At 70.5% G+C, this 16110-nt stretch carries 13 protein-coding genes; 12 read left to right on the forward strand and 1 reads right to left on the reverse strand.

Annotated features, from left to right (window positions below):
- Positions 1–2: 2 nt before the first annotated feature.
- The 12 genes from murF (at position 3) to ACIP84_RS17560 (ending at position 12514) form a co-directional block, all read left to right on the forward strand.
- Positions 3–1427, forward strand: coding sequence for a UDP-N-acetylmuramoyl-tripeptide--D-alanyl-D-alanine ligase (murF, locus tag ACIP84_RS17505; RefSeq protein WP_355956633.1), 1425 nt, complete (start codon positions 3–5; stop codon positions 1425–1427).
- Positions 1424–2494, forward strand: coding sequence for a phospho-N-acetylmuramoyl-pentapeptide-transferase (gene mraY / locus ACIP84_RS17510; RefSeq protein ID WP_319308688.1), 1071 nt, complete (start codon positions 1424–1426; stop codon positions 2492–2494). Before murF ends, mraY begins: the two co-directional genes overlap by 4 nt.
- On the forward strand, positions 2476–3915 hold the full coding sequence (gene murD, locus ACIP84_RS17515) for a UDP-N-acetylmuramoyl-L-alanine--D-glutamate ligase (protein ID WP_401798483.1): 1440 nt from the start codon (positions 2476–2478) through the stop codon (positions 3913–3915). The genes mraY and murD overlap by 19 nt, the downstream gene beginning before the upstream one ends.
- A gap of 55 nt (positions 3916–3970) precedes the next feature.
- On the forward strand, positions 3971–5311 hold the full coding sequence (gene ftsW, locus ACIP84_RS17520) for a putative lipid II flippase FtsW (protein ID WP_401798485.1): 1341 nt from the start codon (positions 3971–3973) through the stop codon (positions 5309–5311).
- Positions 5312–5317: 6 nt separating this feature from the next.
- Positions 5318–6412: an undecaprenyldiphospho-muramoylpentapeptide beta-N-acetylglucosaminyltransferase gene (gene murG / locus ACIP84_RS17525; RefSeq protein WP_030314515.1), complete on the forward strand. Its 1095-nt coding sequence runs from the start codon at positions 5318–5320 to the stop codon at positions 6410–6412.
- Positions 6413–6440: 28 nt separating this feature from the next.
- Entirely contained in the window at positions 6441–7256 is an 816-nt protein-coding gene (locus tag ACIP84_RS17530) for a cell division protein FtsQ/DivIB (protein ID WP_401798487.1), read from the forward strand.
- A gap of 278 nt (positions 7257–7534) precedes the next feature.
- Positions 7535–8749 (forward strand): cell division protein FtsZ, encoded by a 1215-nt coding sequence (ftsZ, locus tag ACIP84_RS17535; protein WP_355956624.1) that lies wholly within the window; start codon positions 7535–7537, stop codon positions 8747–8749.
- Entirely contained in the window at positions 8746–9474 is a 729-nt protein-coding gene (gene pgeF / locus ACIP84_RS17540; RefSeq protein WP_355956622.1) for a peptidoglycan editing factor PgeF, read from the forward strand. The genes ftsZ and pgeF overlap by 4 nt, the downstream gene beginning before the upstream one ends.
- A gap of 8 nt (positions 9475–9482) precedes the next feature.
- Positions 9483–10202: a YggS family pyridoxal phosphate-dependent enzyme gene (locus tag ACIP84_RS17545; RefSeq protein WP_401798490.1), complete on the forward strand. Its 720-nt coding sequence runs from the start codon at positions 9483–9485 to the stop codon at positions 10200–10202.
- Between the two features lie 139 nt (positions 10203–10341).
- On the forward strand, positions 10342–10965 hold the full coding sequence (locus tag ACIP84_RS17550) for a cell division protein SepF (RefSeq protein WP_030314526.1): 624 nt from the start codon (positions 10342–10344) through the stop codon (positions 10963–10965).
- An 81-nt stretch (positions 10966–11046) separates the two neighbouring features.
- Positions 11047–11337 carry a YggT family protein gene (locus ACIP84_RS17555; RefSeq protein WP_189830615.1) on the forward strand — a complete coding sequence of 97 codons (291 nt, stop codon included), beginning with the start codon at positions 11047–11049 and terminating at the stop codon, positions 11335–11337.
- Positions 11338–11392: 55 nt separating this feature from the next.
- Positions 11393–12514, forward strand: coding sequence for a DivIVA domain-containing protein (locus ACIP84_RS17560; protein WP_355956617.1), 1122 nt, complete (start codon positions 11393–11395; stop codon positions 12512–12514).
- Positions 12515–12859: 345 nt separating this feature from the next.
- Here the strand turns inward: ACIP84_RS17560 and ileS are convergent, their stop codons facing one another.
- A complete protein-coding gene (gene ileS / locus ACIP84_RS17565; RefSeq protein ID WP_401798492.1) occupies positions 12860–16003 on the reverse strand; it encodes an isoleucine--tRNA ligase in 3144 nt (1047 codons plus the stop codon).
- Positions 16004–16110 lie beyond the last annotated feature (107 nt).

Here is a 16110-nt window from a genome sequence, read left to right on the forward strand (position 1 = left end):
CAGTGATCGCCCTCTCCCTCGCCGAGATCGCCGAAATCGTCGGCGGGCAGGCGCACGACATACCGGATCCGGCCGCCCGGATCACCGGGCCCGTCGTCATCGACTCCCGCGAGGTGCGGGCCGGCAGCCTGTTCGCGGCCTTCGCCGGTGAGCACGTCGACGGCCACGACTACGCGGAACGCGCCGTCGCGGCGGGTGCGACGGCCGTCCTCGCCGCCCGCCCCGTCGGCGTCCCCGCCCTCGTCGTCGACGACGTCCAGGCGGCGCTCGGGGCCCTCGCCCGAGCCGTCGTCGAAAAGCTCGGCACCGATGTCGTCGCCCTCACCGGCTCGGCCGGCAAGACGTCCACCAAGGACCTGATCGCCCAGGTCCTCGACCGGCACGCGCCCACCGTCTGGACGCCCGGTTCGCTCAACAACGAGATCGGCCTGCCGCTCACGGCGCTCCGCGCGAGCGACGAGACCCGGCACCTGGTCCTGGAGATGGGCGCCCGCGGCATCGGGCACATCCGCTACCTCACCGGCCTCACCCCACCCCGTATCGGCCTCGTCCTCAACGTGGGCACCGCCCACATCGGCGAGTTCGGCGGCCGGGAGCAGATCGCCCAGGCCAAGGGCGAGCTCGTCGAAGCGCTTCCGTCGGCAGCGGACGGCGGTGTCGCGGTCCTCAACGCCGACGATCCGCTGGTCCGCGCGATGGCGAGCCGCACCAAGGCCCGCGTGACCTTCTTCGGCGAAGCGGACGAAGCGGCCGTACGGGCCGAGAACGTCCACCTCACAGCGTCCGGACAGCCTTCTTTCAGGCTTCACACACCCACCGGGTGCAGTGACGTGACCTTGCGCCTGTACGGTGAGCACCACGTGTCGAACGCGCTCGCAGCGGCCGCCGTCGCGCACGAGCTGGGCATGCCTGTCGAAGAGATCGCCACCGCGCTCTCCGAGGCGGGCACCCTGTCGCGCTGGCGCATGGAGGTCACCGAGCGTCCGGACGGCGTGACGATCGTCAACGACGCCTACAACGCGAACCCCGAGTCCATGCGAGCCGCCCTGCGCGCGCTCGCGGCCATGGGCAGGGCCGCACAGGCCCGAGGGGCTCGTACGTGGGCGGTGCTCGGCAAGATGGCCGAGCTCGGTGACGCATCGCTCGTCGAGCACGACGCGGTCGGACGGCTCGCCGTCCGGCTCAACGTCAGCAAGCTCGTGGCGGTCGGGGACAGGGAAGCGTCCTGGCTGCAACTGGGCGCATATAACGAGGGTTCGTGGGGTGAGGAGTCGGTGCACGTGTCCGACGCGCAGGCGGCTGTCGACCTGTTGCGCAGTGAGCTGCGCCCGGGGGACGTCGTCCTTGTGAAGGCTTCCAGGTCGGTCGGCCTCGAAAAGGTCGCCCTGGCGCTCCTCGACACCGAGGGCGAGGTCGCCGTCCGATGAGGCAGATCCTCTTCGCGGGGGCCATCGGGCTCTTCCTGACCCTGATCGGCACCCCGCTGCTGATCAAGCTCCTCGCCCGCAAGGGGTACGGGCAGTTCATCCGCGACGACGGCCCCCGCGGCCACGCCGGGAAGAAGGGCACGCCCACCATGGGCGGCATCTCCTTCATCCTGGCCACGCTCATCGCGTACGCCCTGGCCAAGGTCATCACCGGTGAGGACCCGACGTACTCGGGCGTCCTGGTGCTGTTCCTGATGGCCGGCATGGGCCTCGTCGGGTTCCTCGACGACTACATCAAGATCGTCAAGCAGCGGTCGCTCGGTCTGCGGGCCAAGGCGAAGATGGCCGGGCAGCTGATCGTGGGCATCGCCTTCGCGGTGCTCGCGCTCCAGTTCTCCGACTCGCGCGGGCTCACCCCGGCCTCCGAGAAGCTCTCCTTCATCACGGACTTCGGCTGGACCATCGGCCCGGTGCTCTTCGTGGTCTGGGCGCTCTTCATGATCCTGGCCATGTCCAACGGCGTGAACCTGACGGACGGTCTGGACGGCCTGGCCACCGGCGCCTCCGTGATGGTCTTCGGCGCGTACACCTTCATCGGGCTCTGGCAGTTCCAGGAGTCCTGTGCGAACGCCATGACCCTGACCAACCCCAACGCCTGCTTCGAGGTGCGCGACCCGCTCGACCTGGCCGTCGTCGCGTCCGCGCTCATGGGCTCCTGCTTCGGCTTCCTGTGGTGGAACACCTCGCCCGCCAAGATCTTCATGGGTGACACCGGCTCCCTCGCCCTCGGCGGCGCCCTCGCCGGCCTCGCCATCTGCTCCCGTACGGAGCTGCTGCTGGCCCTGCTCGGCGGCCTGTTCGTCCTGATCACGATGTCCGTGGTCATCCAGGTCGGCTCGTTCAAGATGACCGGCAAGCGCGTCTTCCGGATGGCGCCACTCCAGCACCACTTCGAACTCAAGGGGTGGTCCGAAGTCCTGGTCGTCGTCCGGTTCTGGATCATCCAGGGCATGTGCGTGATCGTGGGCCTGGGCCTCTTCTACGCGGGATGGGCAGCGGACAAGTGACAGAACAGCTCGACTGGCACGGCAAGAAGGTCACCGTCGCGGGACTCGGGGTGTCCGGCATCCCCGCCGCCCGCGTCCTGCACGGTCGCGGCGCGCTCGTCACCGTCGTCAACGACGGCGACGACGAGCGCTCCCGGGCCCAGGCCGCCGAGCTGGAGGCGGAGGGCATCACCGTCCGCCTCGGCGACGGGGCGACCCTGCCGTCCGGCACCGAGCTGATCGTCACCACCCCCGGCTGGCGGCCCGACAAGCCCCTCTTCACGGCCGCCGCGGAGGCGGGCGTGGAGATCTGGGGCGACGTCGAACTCGCCTGGCGGCTCAGGGGCCCCGACGCGGCCCCCTGGCTCGCGGTCACCGGCACCAACGGCAAGACCACGACCGTCCGCATGCTCGCCTCCATCCTGGAGGCGGCCGGACTGCGGACCGCCGCCGTCGGCAACATCGGGGTCTCGCTCCTCGACGCCGTCCTCGGCGAGGAGCGGTACGACGTGCTCGCCGTCGAGCTCTCCAGCTACCAGCTCCACTGGGCGCCGTCCGTCCGCGTCCACTCGGGCGCCGTGCTCAACCTGGCGCCCGACCACCTCGACTGGCACGGCTCCATGGAGGCGTACGCCGCCGACAAGGGCCGGATCTACGAGGGCAACCAGGTCGCCTGCGTCTACAACGTCGCCGACAAGGCCACCGAGGACCTGGTCCGCGAGGCCGACGTCGAGGAGGGCTGCCGTGCCATCGGCTTCACCCTCGGCACCCCCGGCCCGTCCGAACTCGGCGTCGTCGAGGGCATCCTCGTCGACCGGGCCTTCGTCGAGAACCGGCAGAAGAACGCCCAGGAGCTCGCCGAGGTCTCCGACGTCCAGCCGCCGGCCCCGCACAACATCGCCAACGCCCTGGCCGCGGCCGCCCTGGCCCGCGCCTTCGGCGTCGACGCCAAGGCCGTACGCGACGGTCTGAAGGCCTTCCGGCCCGACCCGCACCGCATCGAACTGGTCGAGGAGGTCCAGGGGGTCGCGTACGTCGACGACTCCAAGGCCACCAACACCCACGCCGCGGAGGCCTCGTTGGCCGCCTACGACCCGATCGTCTGGATCGCCGGCGGCCTCGCCAAGGGGGCGACCTTCGACGAGCTCGTCCAGAAGTCGGCGAAGCGCTTGCGCGGGGCCGTCCTGATCGGCGCCGACCGGGCCCTGATCCGCGAAGCCCTGGCGCGACACGCCCCGGAAGTACCGGTGGTGGACCTCGACCGGACCGACACTGGGGCGATGTCCGAGGCGGTCCGCGAGGCGACCCGGCTCGCCCACGCGGGGGACACGGTGCTCCTCGCCCCGGCCTGTGCCTCGATGGACATGTTCACCAACTACAACAAGCGCGGCGAGGCCTTCGCGGACGCGGTCCGCGCCCTCGCCGCCACCGGGGACGCCTGACCCGACCCGTGGGAGGGTCCGGCAGGACCGGGCACGACCGGAGGGGGCAGCGACCATGCCGAGCAAGATCGCAGGGACACGCGGGCCCTCCGCCGTACGCGGCGGAGGGCGGGCCCCCGCGACCCCGCGGCGACCCCGCGGCGGGGGCCTGCGACGGCTCCACGAGCGGGCCCGGAAGGCCTGGGACCGGCCGCTCACGGCGTACTACGTGATCATCGGCGCGGGCATGCTCATCACCGCGCTCGGCCTCGTGATGGTCTACTCCGCCTCGATGATCACGGCACTCCGCTACGAGCTGGTGCCCTCCTACTTCTTCCGGAAGCAGTTCTTCGCCGCGCTCCTGGGCACCGGGCTGCTCCTGGTCGCCTCACGGATGCCGGTGAAGCTCCACCGGGCCCTCGCCTACCCCATCCTGGTCGGTGCGGTCTTCCTGATGGTGCTCGTCCAGATCCCGGGGATAGGGCACTCCGTCGGCGGCAACCAGAACTGGATCTCGCTGGGCGGCCCGTTCATGCTCCAGCCCAGCGAGTTCGGCAAACTGGGGCTGATCCTCTGGGGCGCGGACCTGCTCGCCCGCAAGAACGACATGCGGCTGCTCACCCAGTGGAAGCACATGCTGGTGCCGCTGGTCCCGGGTGCCTTCATGCTGCTCGGACTGATCATGCTCGGCGGTGACATGGGCACCGCGATCATCCTCACCGCGATCCTCTTCGGCCTGCTGTGGACCGCCGGAGCGCCCACCCGGCTCTTCGTCGGGGTGCTCGCGGTGGCCGGCGCCCTCGGGGCGCTGCTCATCAAGACGAGCCCGCACCGGATGGACCGGTTCCAGTGCATCGGAGCCTCCGACCCCGGCGGCGAGGGAGCCCCCTGTCTGCAGGCCGCGCACGGAATCTACGCTCTGGCGTCGGGCGGATGGTTCGGTTCCGGACTCGGTGCGAGCATCGAGAAATGGGGCCAACTGCCCGAGGCGCACACCGACTTCATCTTCGCGGTCACCGGTGAGGAACTGGGTCTGGCGGGGACGCTGTCGGTACTCGCCCTGTTCGCGGCTCTAGGCTATGCGGGTATCCGCGTGGCCGGAGGCACGGAGGACCCCTTCGTGAGGTTCGCCGCGGGAGGTGTGACCACCTGGATCACGGCTCAGGCCGTGATCAACATCGGTGCGGTGCTCGGTCTGCTGCCGATCGCCGGTGTCCCGCTCCCGTTGTTCTCCTACGGTGGGTCGGCCCTGCTGCCGACCATGTTCGCCGTCGGGCTCCTCATCGCCTTCGCGCGACAGGAACCCGCCGCGAAAGCGGCCCTGGCCATGCGCCGCCCCGGCTGGGGCAAGCGGGCCGGGGTGAGATGGAAGTCGATGCGACGGCGCGTCAAGAAGCGCCCGTCCGGAGAGCGGTGAATTTCGGTGCATGTCGTACTCGCCGGCGGGGGGACCGCCGGCCACATCGAGCCCGCGCTGGCCCTCGCGGACGCCCTGCGCAGGCAGGACCCCAGCGTGGGAATCACAGCGCTCGGCACGGAGAAGGGTCTGGAGACCCGGCTCGTGCCCGAGCGGGGCTACGAGTTGGCCCTCATCCCCGCCGTACCGCTGCCCCGCAAGCCCACCCCCGAGCTGATCACCGTTCCCGGGCGGCTGCGCGGCACCATCAAGGCGGCCGAGCAGATCCTGGAGCGCACCAAGGCGGACTGCGTGGTGGGCTTCGGCGGCTACGTGGCGCTGCCGGGCTATCTGGCGGCCAAGCGCCTCGGGGTGCCCATCGTGGTCCACGAGGCCAACGCCCGGCCCGGCCTGGCCAACAAGATCGGTTCGCGGTACGCGGCCGGGGTCGCCGTCGCGACCCCGGACAGCAAGCTCCGCAACGCCCGTTACATCGGCATTCCGCTGCGGCACACCATCGCGACCCTCGACCGGGCGCGGGTGCGCCCCGAGGCGCGCGCCGCGTTCGGGCTCGACCCGAACCTGCCGACGCTCCTCGTCTCCGGCGGCTCCCAGGGCGCCCGGCGGCTCAACGAGGTGATCCAGCAGATCGCCCCGGTGCTCCAGCGCTCCGGCATCCAGATCCTGCACGCGGTCGGCCCGAAGAACGAAATGCCGCGCGTCGACAACATGCCCGGAATGCCGCCCTATGTGCCGGTACCGTACGTGGACCGGATGGATCTGGCGTACGCCGCGGCCGACATGATGCTCTGCCGTGCGGGCGCCATGACCGTCGCCGAGCTCTCCGCCGTCGGGCTGCCCGCCGCGTACGTACCGCTGCCGATCGGCAACGGCGAACAGCGGCTCAACGCCCAGCCGGTGGTCAAGGCCGGCGGTGGACTCCTCGTCGACGACGCGGAGCTGTCGCCGCAGTGGGTGCAGGGCAACGTCCTGCCCGTACTGGCCGATCCGCACCGGTTGTACGAGATGTCCCGCGCCGCCGCCGAGTTCGGCCGCCGGGACGCCGACGATCTGCTCGTCGGCATGGTGTACGAGGCGATCGCCGCGCGCCGCCAGGCGTAGCGCGGCGGCTGAGGGCAGGAGACGCCACGTGGCAGCCGGACCGACGACCGCGGAGAAGAGCGGCGCGAGCGAGTCGAAGAGGTCGTCGAAGGGCTCGTCGGACGGTCCGTCCCGCACGGGCACCCGGAACCGTAAGTTCCGGGTGCCCGGCACCCGGGCGCTCCTCATCGCCCTCGCCGTTCTCCTCCTCGCCGTCGGCGGGATCTGGGCGTTCTACGGCTCGAACTGGTTCCGTGTAGAACGTGTGAAGACTTCCGGCACCTCGGTCCTGACCCCGCGTGAGGTCGAGGCCGTCGCCGCCGTCCCCATGGGCGCCCCGCTCGTCACCGTGGACACCGAGGCCATCGAGGCGCGGCTGCGGGAGGGGCTCCCGCGGATCGAGTCGGTGGACGTCGTACGGTCCTGGCCGCACGGAATCGGGCTGAAAGTGACGGAACGGAAGCCCGTTCTTCTGATGGAAAAGGGCGGAAAGTTCATCGAAGTGGACGCGACCGGAATGCGGTTCGCCACCGTCGACACCGCTCCCCGCGGCGTCCCCCTGCTCGTCCTCGACAGCGCCTCCTCGCCGAGCCTGCGCCGCTTCGGCGCGGACCGGCTCCTCCGGGAGGCGGTGCGCGTCCGGGGTGAACTCCCGGCCGAAATCGCCCGGAACACTCGTGTCGTACGCGTCACCTCGTACGACTCCGTCACTCTGGAGCTGACCAGGGGGCGCACCGTCTTCTGGGGCAGCGGTGAACACGGTCCCGTCAAGGCCCGCGTTCTCGCCGCGCTCCTGAAAGCCACTCCCAAAGCGGGGCACTTCGATGTAAGTGCCCCCACAGCGCCCGCCTCGTCCGGGAGTTGACGGGAATCACCCCTGGCCAGCCCCCTGGTTGGCCAGCGCTACGGGTGATCACATAGGGTGAAAAGAAAAACGGGAGGTTCGGCGTGTTCGTTGAACGTGCGCCACTTGTCGACTTAGTGTCCTGTTCGGAAGAGTCCAGCGAACAGAGACACTGGTAACCCTAAACTTCAACGTTAGGGTTTGGGTCGGCGTTTCGGACCGTCCCAATCGGCATCCGTCGGAGCCGCGCGACCAACCGCGCAGCGACGACACGTAACTCGAGGCGAGAGGCCTTCGACGTGGCAGCACCGCAGAACTACCTCGCAGTCATCAAGGTCATCGGTGTCGGCGGCGGTGGTGTCAATGCCATCAACCGAATGATCGAGGTCGGTCTCAAGGGCGTCGAGTTCATCGCCATCAACACCGACGCGCAAGCGCTGTTGATGAGCGACGCCGACGTCAAGCTCGACGTCGGCCGTGAACTCACCCGTGGCCTCGGCGCCGGGGCGAACCCGGCCGTCGGTCGCAAGGCGGCAGAGGACCACCGTGAGGAGATCGAGGAGGTCCTCAAGGGGGCCGACATGGTCTTCGTCACCGCCGGAGAGGGCGGCGGCACCGGCACCGGCGGCGCACCCGTCGTCGCCAACATCGCGCGCTCGCTCGGCGCCCTGACGATCGGTGTGGTCACCAGGCCGTTCACCTTCGAGGGCCGCCGTCGCGCCAACCAGGCGGAGGACGGCATCGCCGAGCTCCGCGAAGAGGTCGACACCCTCATCGTCATCCCCAACGACCGGCTCCTGTCGATCTCGGACCGCCAGGTCTCCGTGCTCGACGCCTTCAAGTCGGCCGACCAGGTGCTGCTGAGCGGTGTGCAGGGCATCACCGACCTCATCACCACCCCGGGTCTGATCAACCTCGACTTCGCCGACGTCAAGTCGGTCATGTCCGAGGCCGGTTCGGCCCTGATGGGCATCGGCTCCGCCCGCGGCGACGACCGCGCGGTGGCGGCGGCGGAGATGGCGATCTCCTCGCCGCTCCTCGAAGCCTCCATCGACGGCGCCCGCGGCGTGCTGCTCTCCATCTCCGGCGGCAGCGACCTCGGTCTCTTCGAGATCAACGAGGCCGCGCAGCTGGTCAGCGAGGCCGCCCACCCGGAGGCCAACATCATCTTCGGCGCCGTCATTGACGACGCCCTCGGCGACGAGGTCCGGGTCACCGTCATCGCGGCCGGCTTCGACGGCGGCCAGCCGCCGGCCCGCCGGGACAACATCATCGGCTCGGTCTCCGCCAAGCGCGAGGAGCCGGCCCCGGCGCCCCGCCACGTCGAGACCTCCCGCCCGCTGGGCGGCCTCGGCACGGTCGCCCCGCGCGAGGAGCCGGTCCAGGCTCCGGCCGAGCCCGCGCCGGCGGTCAACGAGACCCCGCTGCCGTCCGCCCCTCCGGTCGTCCCGCCGGCCCGTCCGTACGCGGACAGCCAGGCCGAAGAGCTGGACGTCCCGGACTTCCTGAAGTGATAGGACAGCGCTTCGACGCGAACGGCGCGCACTTCGCCTTCACCGACAGGTGGGGCGGGGTGAGCGCCGTTCCGTACGAGGAGCTCAACCTCGGCGGCGCGGTGGGGGACACCCCCGAGGCGGTGCGGACCAACCGGGCGCTCGCGGCCGGAGCCCTCGGGCTCGACCCCGCGTCGGTGGTCTGGATGAACCAGGTGCACGGCGCGGACGTCGCCGAGGTCGAAGGACCCTGGGGCACCGACGGCATTCCGTCGGTGGACGCCCTCGTCACCTCCCGGCCCGGGCTCGCCCTCGCCGTCCTCACCGCGGACTGCGTCCCCGTCCTCCTCGCCGACCCGGTCGCCGGGGTCGCGGCCGCCGCCCACGCCGGGCGGCCCGGGATGGTGGCGGGCGTCGTTCCCGCCGCGGTCGCGGCCATGATCGATCTCGGCGCCGACCCCGCCCGTATCGTCGCCCGCACCGGCCCCGCCGTCTGCGGGCGTTGCTATGAGGTGCCGGAGGCCATGCGGGCCGAGGTCGCCGGGACCGAACCCGCCGCCTGGGCCGAGACGAGCTGGGGCACCCCGGCCGTCGACGTCACCGCCGGAGTCCTCGCCCAGCTCGAACGGCTCGGCGTCGCGGACCGGCAGGCCAGTACGGTCTGCACCCGGGAATCCGTTGACCACTACTCGTACCGCCGCGATCGCACCACGGGGCGACTCGCGGGATATGTCTGGTTGGACTGAGAAGAGACATGACGGACCGCACGTCTGAACTCGCCGAGAACCTGGCCCGGGTGGAGGCGCGCATCGCAGCCGCCTGCGCGGCCGCCGGGCGCCCGCGGGAAGAGGTGACGCTCGTCGTGGTCACCAAGACCTACCCCGCGAGCGATGTGGGAATCCTCCACGGACTCGGCGTACGGCACGTCGCCGAGAACCGCGACCAGGACGCCGCCCCGAAGGCGGCCGCCTGCGCCGACCTTGATCTGACCTGGCACTTCGTGGGTCAGTTGCAGACCAACAAGGTCAGATCCGTGGTGGGTTATGCCGATGTGGTGCAGTCTGTCGACCGCTTGAAGCTCGTTTCCTCGCTCTCCGCGGCCGCGGAGAAGGAGGGCCGCGAACTCGGCTGCCTCCTGCAGGTCGCGCTCGACGCCGAGTCGGGCGAGCGGGGCGACCGCGGCGGCGTCGCGCCCGACGGGATCGAGGAGTTGGCGGACGCGGTGGACGCCGCCCCGGGGCTGCGGCTCGACGGACTCATGACCGTCGCCCCGCTCTCCGGTCCGTACGCGGGACGGCAACGCGCCGCCTTCGACCGGCTGATGGATTTGTCGACTGCCCTGCGCGCGACCCGTCCGGCTGCGAACATGGTGTCAGCAGGGATGAGCGCGGACCTCGAGGAGGCCGTCGCTGCCGGGGCGACACACGTACGCGTCGGTACGGCGGTACTCGGAGTCCGCCCGAAGCTCGGGTAACGTCGCGAAGCAAGTCGGACCACAGCAGAAAATATGGTCATTCCGCAGAACGGCGGGACGACCCGTGGATCGCGGGCACTTGGTGACGCTGCGACATCGGCCGGTATGGCGATCCACCACAGAGCGGAGGACTCAGAGAATGGCCGGCGCGATGCGCAAGATGGCGGTCTACCTCGGCCTCGTGGAGGACGATGGGTACGACGGCCGGGGCTTCGACCCCGACGACGACTTCGAACCCGAGCTGGAGCCGGAGCCCGAGCGCGACCGGCGCCACATCGCCCCCCCGCGACAGGTGGAGCGTGAGGAACCGGTGCGAGTGGTGCAGCCCCCGGCCCCCCGCGAGCCGATGTCCCATTCTGTTCCGGTACTCGCCGAAAGCGGACGTCCGGCCCGAATTGCCCCCGTGGCATCCATCACACCCGAACGTCCCAGCATGGAGAAGAACGCACCCGTGATCATGCCCAAGGTCGTGTCCGAGCGGGAGCCCTACCGCATCACCACGCTGCACCCCCGGACCTACAACGAGGCCCGTACCATCGGGGAACACTTCCGCGAGGGCACCCCGGTGATCATGAATCTCACGGAGATGGACGACACGGACGCGAAGCGACTTGTCGACTTTGCCGCCGGACTCGTCTTCGGGCTCCATGGCAGCATTGAGCGCGTGACGCAGAAGGTGTTCCTGTTGTCGCCTGCTAACGTCGATGTCACGGCGGAGGACAAGGCCCGGATCGCAGAGGGCGGATTCTTCAACCAGAGCTGAGAACACGAGAACCGGACGGACCGGTCGCGAAGCGGCCGGAACAAGTGAGAGCACGTAAGTCAGGGGAGAGGGAAACGCGGGATGGGCGTCGCACTACAGGTGGTCTACATCGTTCTGATGTGCTTCCTCGTCCTCCTGATCGTCCGACTTGTCATGGACTACGTCTTCCAGTTCGCCCGTTCATGGCAACCCGGTAAGGCGATGGTGGTCGCTCTTGAGGCCACCTACACTGTCACCGATCCACCGCTCAAGCTTCTGCGGCGACTCATCCCGCCGCTGCGTCTCGGGGGCGTGGCACTCGACCTGTCCTTCTTCGTTCTGATGATCATTGTCTACATCCTGATCTCCATCGTGAGCAGCTTCGCGAGGTGAATGTGGACGATACGGTCTTGCCGACTGCCGACGACTACGTAGAGGTGAAGAAGAGATGCCGCTGACCCCCGAGGACGTGCGGAACAAGCAGTTCACGACCGTCCGCCTCCGAGAAGGCTATGACGAGGACGAGGTCGATGCCTTCCTCGACGAGGTCGAGGCCGAGCTGACCCGCCTGCTCCGCGAGAACGAGGACCTGCGCGCCAAGCTGGCCGCCGCGACCCGTGCCGCCGCGCAGAACCAGCAGCAGCAGGGGATGCGCAAGCCCCCGGAGCAGCAGGATCGTCCCGTCGGTCCCGGCGCGCCCGTGCCCGCCGCCATATCCGGACCGCCGGTCCAGCAGCAGCCGCCGCAGATGGGCCCGCCGCAGCTTCCGTCCGGTGCCCCGCAGCTTCCCGCCGGCCCGATGCAGGGCGGCCCCATGCAGGGTGGCCCCATGCAGGGCGGCCCGATGCAGGGCGGTCCGATGCAGGGTGGCCCCATGCAGGGCGGTCCGATGCAGGGCGGCCCCATGGGTCACCCGCAGCAGCAGCAGATGCAGCAGCAGATGCCGCCGCAGATGCAGCAGCAGCAGGGTCCCGGTGGCGACAGCGCCGCGCGTGTCCTCTCGCTGGCCCAGCAGACCGCCGACCAGGCGATCGCCGAGGCCCGCTCCGAGGCCAACAAGATCGTCGGCGAGGCGCGTTCGCGCGCCGAGGGCCTGGAGCGGGACGCCCGCGCCAAGGCGGACGCTCTTGAGCGGGACGCGCAGGAGAAGCACCGCGTCGCGATGGGCTCCCTGGAGTCCGCCCGCGCGACGCTGGAGCGCAAGGTCGAGGACCTGCGCGGCTTCGAGCGCGAGTACCGCACGCGTCTGAAGTCGTACCTGGAGTCGCAGCTGCGTCAGCTGGAGACCCAGGCCGACGACTCGCTCGCCCCGCCGCGCACCCCGGCCACGGCCTCGCTGCCGCCGGCCCCGTCGATGGCCTCGGCCGGCGCCGGTGCGCCGTCCTACGGCAACAACGGCGGCATGGGCGGTGGACCGTCCATGGGCGGCGCACCGTCCTACGGCGGCCAGCAGCAGATGTCTCCGGCGATGACCCAGCCGATGGCTCCGGTCCGTCCGCAGGCTCCGCAGCCGATGCAGCAGGCGCCGGCGCCGATGCGTGGCTTCCTGATCGACGAGGACGACAACTGACGGCGCGGTCTCGCGCGATGAGCGCGTAGCCGTCGGCAGGCAAAAGGGCCGGGCCCCGGGAAACCGGGCCCCGGCCCTTTGCCGTACCCGCCCGCGGACGGCCGCCCACGTGAGGGCCGCCCGCGCGGCCGCCCTCGTGAGGGCCAGGGTCTCGCGGGGCGGAACAAATGCCGTGCGACGGGGGGCGGCGGCGGGCGCGGGGGGCGTCGCCCCCGGCGGGCGCGGGGTGCGTCGCCCCTGCGGAACGACTGCCCACCACGAGGGCGTGGGGTGGGCGTCGGTGCAGCGGAGTGGGGAAGGCGAAGGGCCCGGCGCCCCCTGGGGTGCCGGGCCCTTCGTGGGTGGTCAGGCCTTGCGGAGGCGGAACGTGAGGTTCAGGGACTCGTCCGTGAACGGCTCGCCGTACGTCTCGTCCGCCTCGCCCTGCCCGTGGTCCGTCGCCAGGACCTCGTCCGCGATCAGACCCGCGTGCGCCGTCAGCGCCTCCGCCGTCTCCGGGGAGTCCGTCACCCAGCGCAGGGCGATCCGGTCCGCCACGTCCAGGCCGCTGTTCTTGCGGGCCTCCTGGATCAGGCGGATCGCGTCACGCGCCAGGCCCGCCTTGCGGAGCTCAGGGGTGATCTCCAGGTCCAGGGCGACCGTCGCACCCGCGTCCGAGGCCACCGACCAGCCCTCGCGGGGGGTCTCCGTGATGATGACCTCCTCGGGGGTGACGGTGATCTCCTCGCCGTTCACCGAGAGGGTCGCCTCGCCCGAGCGGAGGGCCAGGGACAGCGCCGCCGCGTCCGCCGCCGCCACCGCCTTCGCCACGTCCTGGACGCCCTTGCCGAAGCGCTTGCCGAGGGAGCGGAAGTTCGCCTTGGCGGTGGTGTCCACCAGGGAGCCGCCCACCTCGGAGAGGGAGGCCAGGGAGGAGACGTTCAGCTCCTCCGTGATCTGGGCCTGGAGGTCCGTGGAGAGGGCCGCGAAGCCCGTCGCCGCCACCAGGGCCCGGGAGAGCGGCTGGCGGGTCTTCACGCCCGACTCGGCGCGCGTCGCCCGGCCGAGCTCCACCAGGCGCCGGACGAGGAGCATCTGCTCCGAGAGCGTCTTGTCGATCGCCGTCGTGTCCGCCTCCGGCCACGTCGCCAGGTGGACCGACTCGGGGGCGTCCGGCGACACCGGCACCACCAGGTCCTGCCAGACCCGCTCGGTGATGAACGGGGTCAGCGGGGCCATCAGGCGGGTGACCGTCTCCACCACGTCGTGGAGGGTGCGGAGGGCCGCCTTGTCGCCCTGCCAGAAGCGGCGGCGCGAGCGGCGCACGTACCAGTTGGAGAGATCGTCGACGAAGGCCGAGATCAGCTTGCCGGTGCGCTGGGTGTCGTACGACTCCATCGCCTCGGTCGTCTCGGCGACCAGCGTGTTGAGCTCGGAGAGCAGCCACCTGTCGAGGACCGTGCGGTCGGCCGGGGCCGGGTCCGCGGCCGACGGGGCCCAGCCGGACGTGCGGGCGTACAGCGCCTGGAAGGCCACCGTGTTCCAGTACGTCAGGAGGGTCTTGCGGACGACCTCCTGGATCGTGCCGTGGCCCACCCGGCGGGCCGCCCACGGCGAGCCGCCGGCCGCCATGAACCAGCGGACGGCGTCGGCGCCGTGCTGGTCCATCAGCGGGATCGGCTGGAGGATGTTCCCCAGGTGCTTGGACATCTTGCGGCCGTCCTCGGCGAGGATGTGGCCCAGGCAGACCACGTTCTCGTAGGACGACTTGTCGAAGACCAGCGTGCCGACGGCCATCAGCGTGTAGAACCAGCCTCGCGTCTGGTCGATGGCCTCGGAGATGAACTGCGCCGGGTAGCGGGACTCGAAGAGTTCCTTGTTCTCGTACGGGTAGCCGTACTGCGCGAACGGCATCGATCCCGAGTCGTACCAGGCGTCGATGACCTCCGGCACCCGGGTGGCCTCCAGGGAGCAGCCCTCCGTCGGGCAGCCGAAGGTCACCGCGTCGATGTAGGGGCGGTGCGGGTCGAGCTGCGACTGGTCGGTGCCCGTCAGCTCGGTCAGCTCGGCGCGGGAGCCCACACAGGTCAGGTGGCCTTCCTCGCAGCGCCAGATCGGCAGCGGGGTGCCCCAGTAGCGGTTCCGGGAGAGGGCCCAGTCGACGTTGTTGGTCAGCCAGTCGCCGAAGCGGCCGTGCTTGACCGAGTCGGGGAACCAGTTCGTCCGCTCGTTCTCCGCGAGCATGCGGTCCTTGACCGCGGTCGTGCGGATGTACCAGGACGGCTGCGCGTAGTACAGCAGCGCCGTGTGGCAGCGCCAGCAGTGCGGGTAGCTGTGCTCGTACGCGATGTGCTTGAAGAGCAGTCCGCGCGCGTCCAGGTCGGCGGTGAGCGCCTCGTCGGCCTTCTTGAAGAAGACGCCGCCGACCAGCGGCACGTCCTCCTCGAAGGTGCCGTCGGGGCGGACCGGGTTCACGACCGGCAGGCCGTACGCCTTGCAGACCTTGAGGTCGTCCTCGCCGAAGGCGGGGGACTGGTGGACCAGACCCGTACCGTCCTCGGTCGTCACGTACTCGGCGTTGACGACGTAGTGCGCCGGCTCGGGGAACTCGACCAGCTCGAAGGGGCGCTGGTAGGTCCAGCGCTCCATCTCGGCGCCCGTGAAGGACTCGCCGGTGGTGACCCAGCCCTCGCCGAGGGCCTTCTCGACCAGCGGCTGGGCGACGACGACCCGCTCGTCGCCGTCGGTGGCGACGACGTAGGTGACCTCGGGGTGGGCGGCGACCGCGGTGTTGGACACCAGGGTCCACGGGGTCGTCGTCCAGACCAGGAGCGCCGCCTTGCCGGCCAGCGGGCCGGAGGTCAGCGGGAAGCGGACGTAGACCGAGGGGTCGACGACCGTCTCGTAGCCCTGGGCCAGCTCGTGGTCGGAGAGGCCGGTGCCGCAGCGCGGGCACCAGGGGGCGACCCGGTGGTCCTGGACGAGCAGGTCCTTGTCGAAGATCTGCTTCAGCGACCACCAGACCGACTCGATGTACGAGGGGTCCATCGTCCGGTACGCGTCGTCCAGGTCGACCCAGTAGCCCATGCGGGTCGTGAGCTCGGCGAACGCGTCGGTGTGCCGGGTCACCGACTCGCGGCACTTGTCGTTGAACGCGGCGATGCCGTAGTCCTCGATGTCCTTCTTGCCGGAGAAGCCGAGCTCCTTCTCGACGGCGAGCTCGACCGGGAGGCCGTGGCAGTCCCAGCCGGCCTTGCGGGCCACGTGGTAGCCGCGCATGGTCCGGAAGCGGGGGAAGACGTCCTTGAAGACGCGGGCCTCGATGTGGTGGGCGCCCGGCATGCCGTTGGCGGTCGGCGGGCCCTCGTAGAACACCCACTCGGGGCGTCCCTCGGACTGTTCGAGGGTCTTGGCGAAGACCTTGTTCTCGCGCCAGAGATCGAGCACGGCGTGCTCCATCGCGGGCAGGTCGACCTGGGCGGGCACCTGGCGGTACTGCGGCGGTGTCATCGAGTTCCTCCGGCGGACTGTCGTCGTTCCGTCGGAGGGACGAGAGCGCTGCTCCCGCGGTACCACCCTCCTTGGCCCGGGGCGCGCACGCCCTGAGCCCCCTCATT

It is taken from the genome of Streptomyces sp. NPDC088707 (assembly GCF_044752725.1).
Classification (GTDB): Bacteria; Actinomycetota; Actinomycetes; order Streptomycetales; family Streptomycetaceae; genus Streptomyces.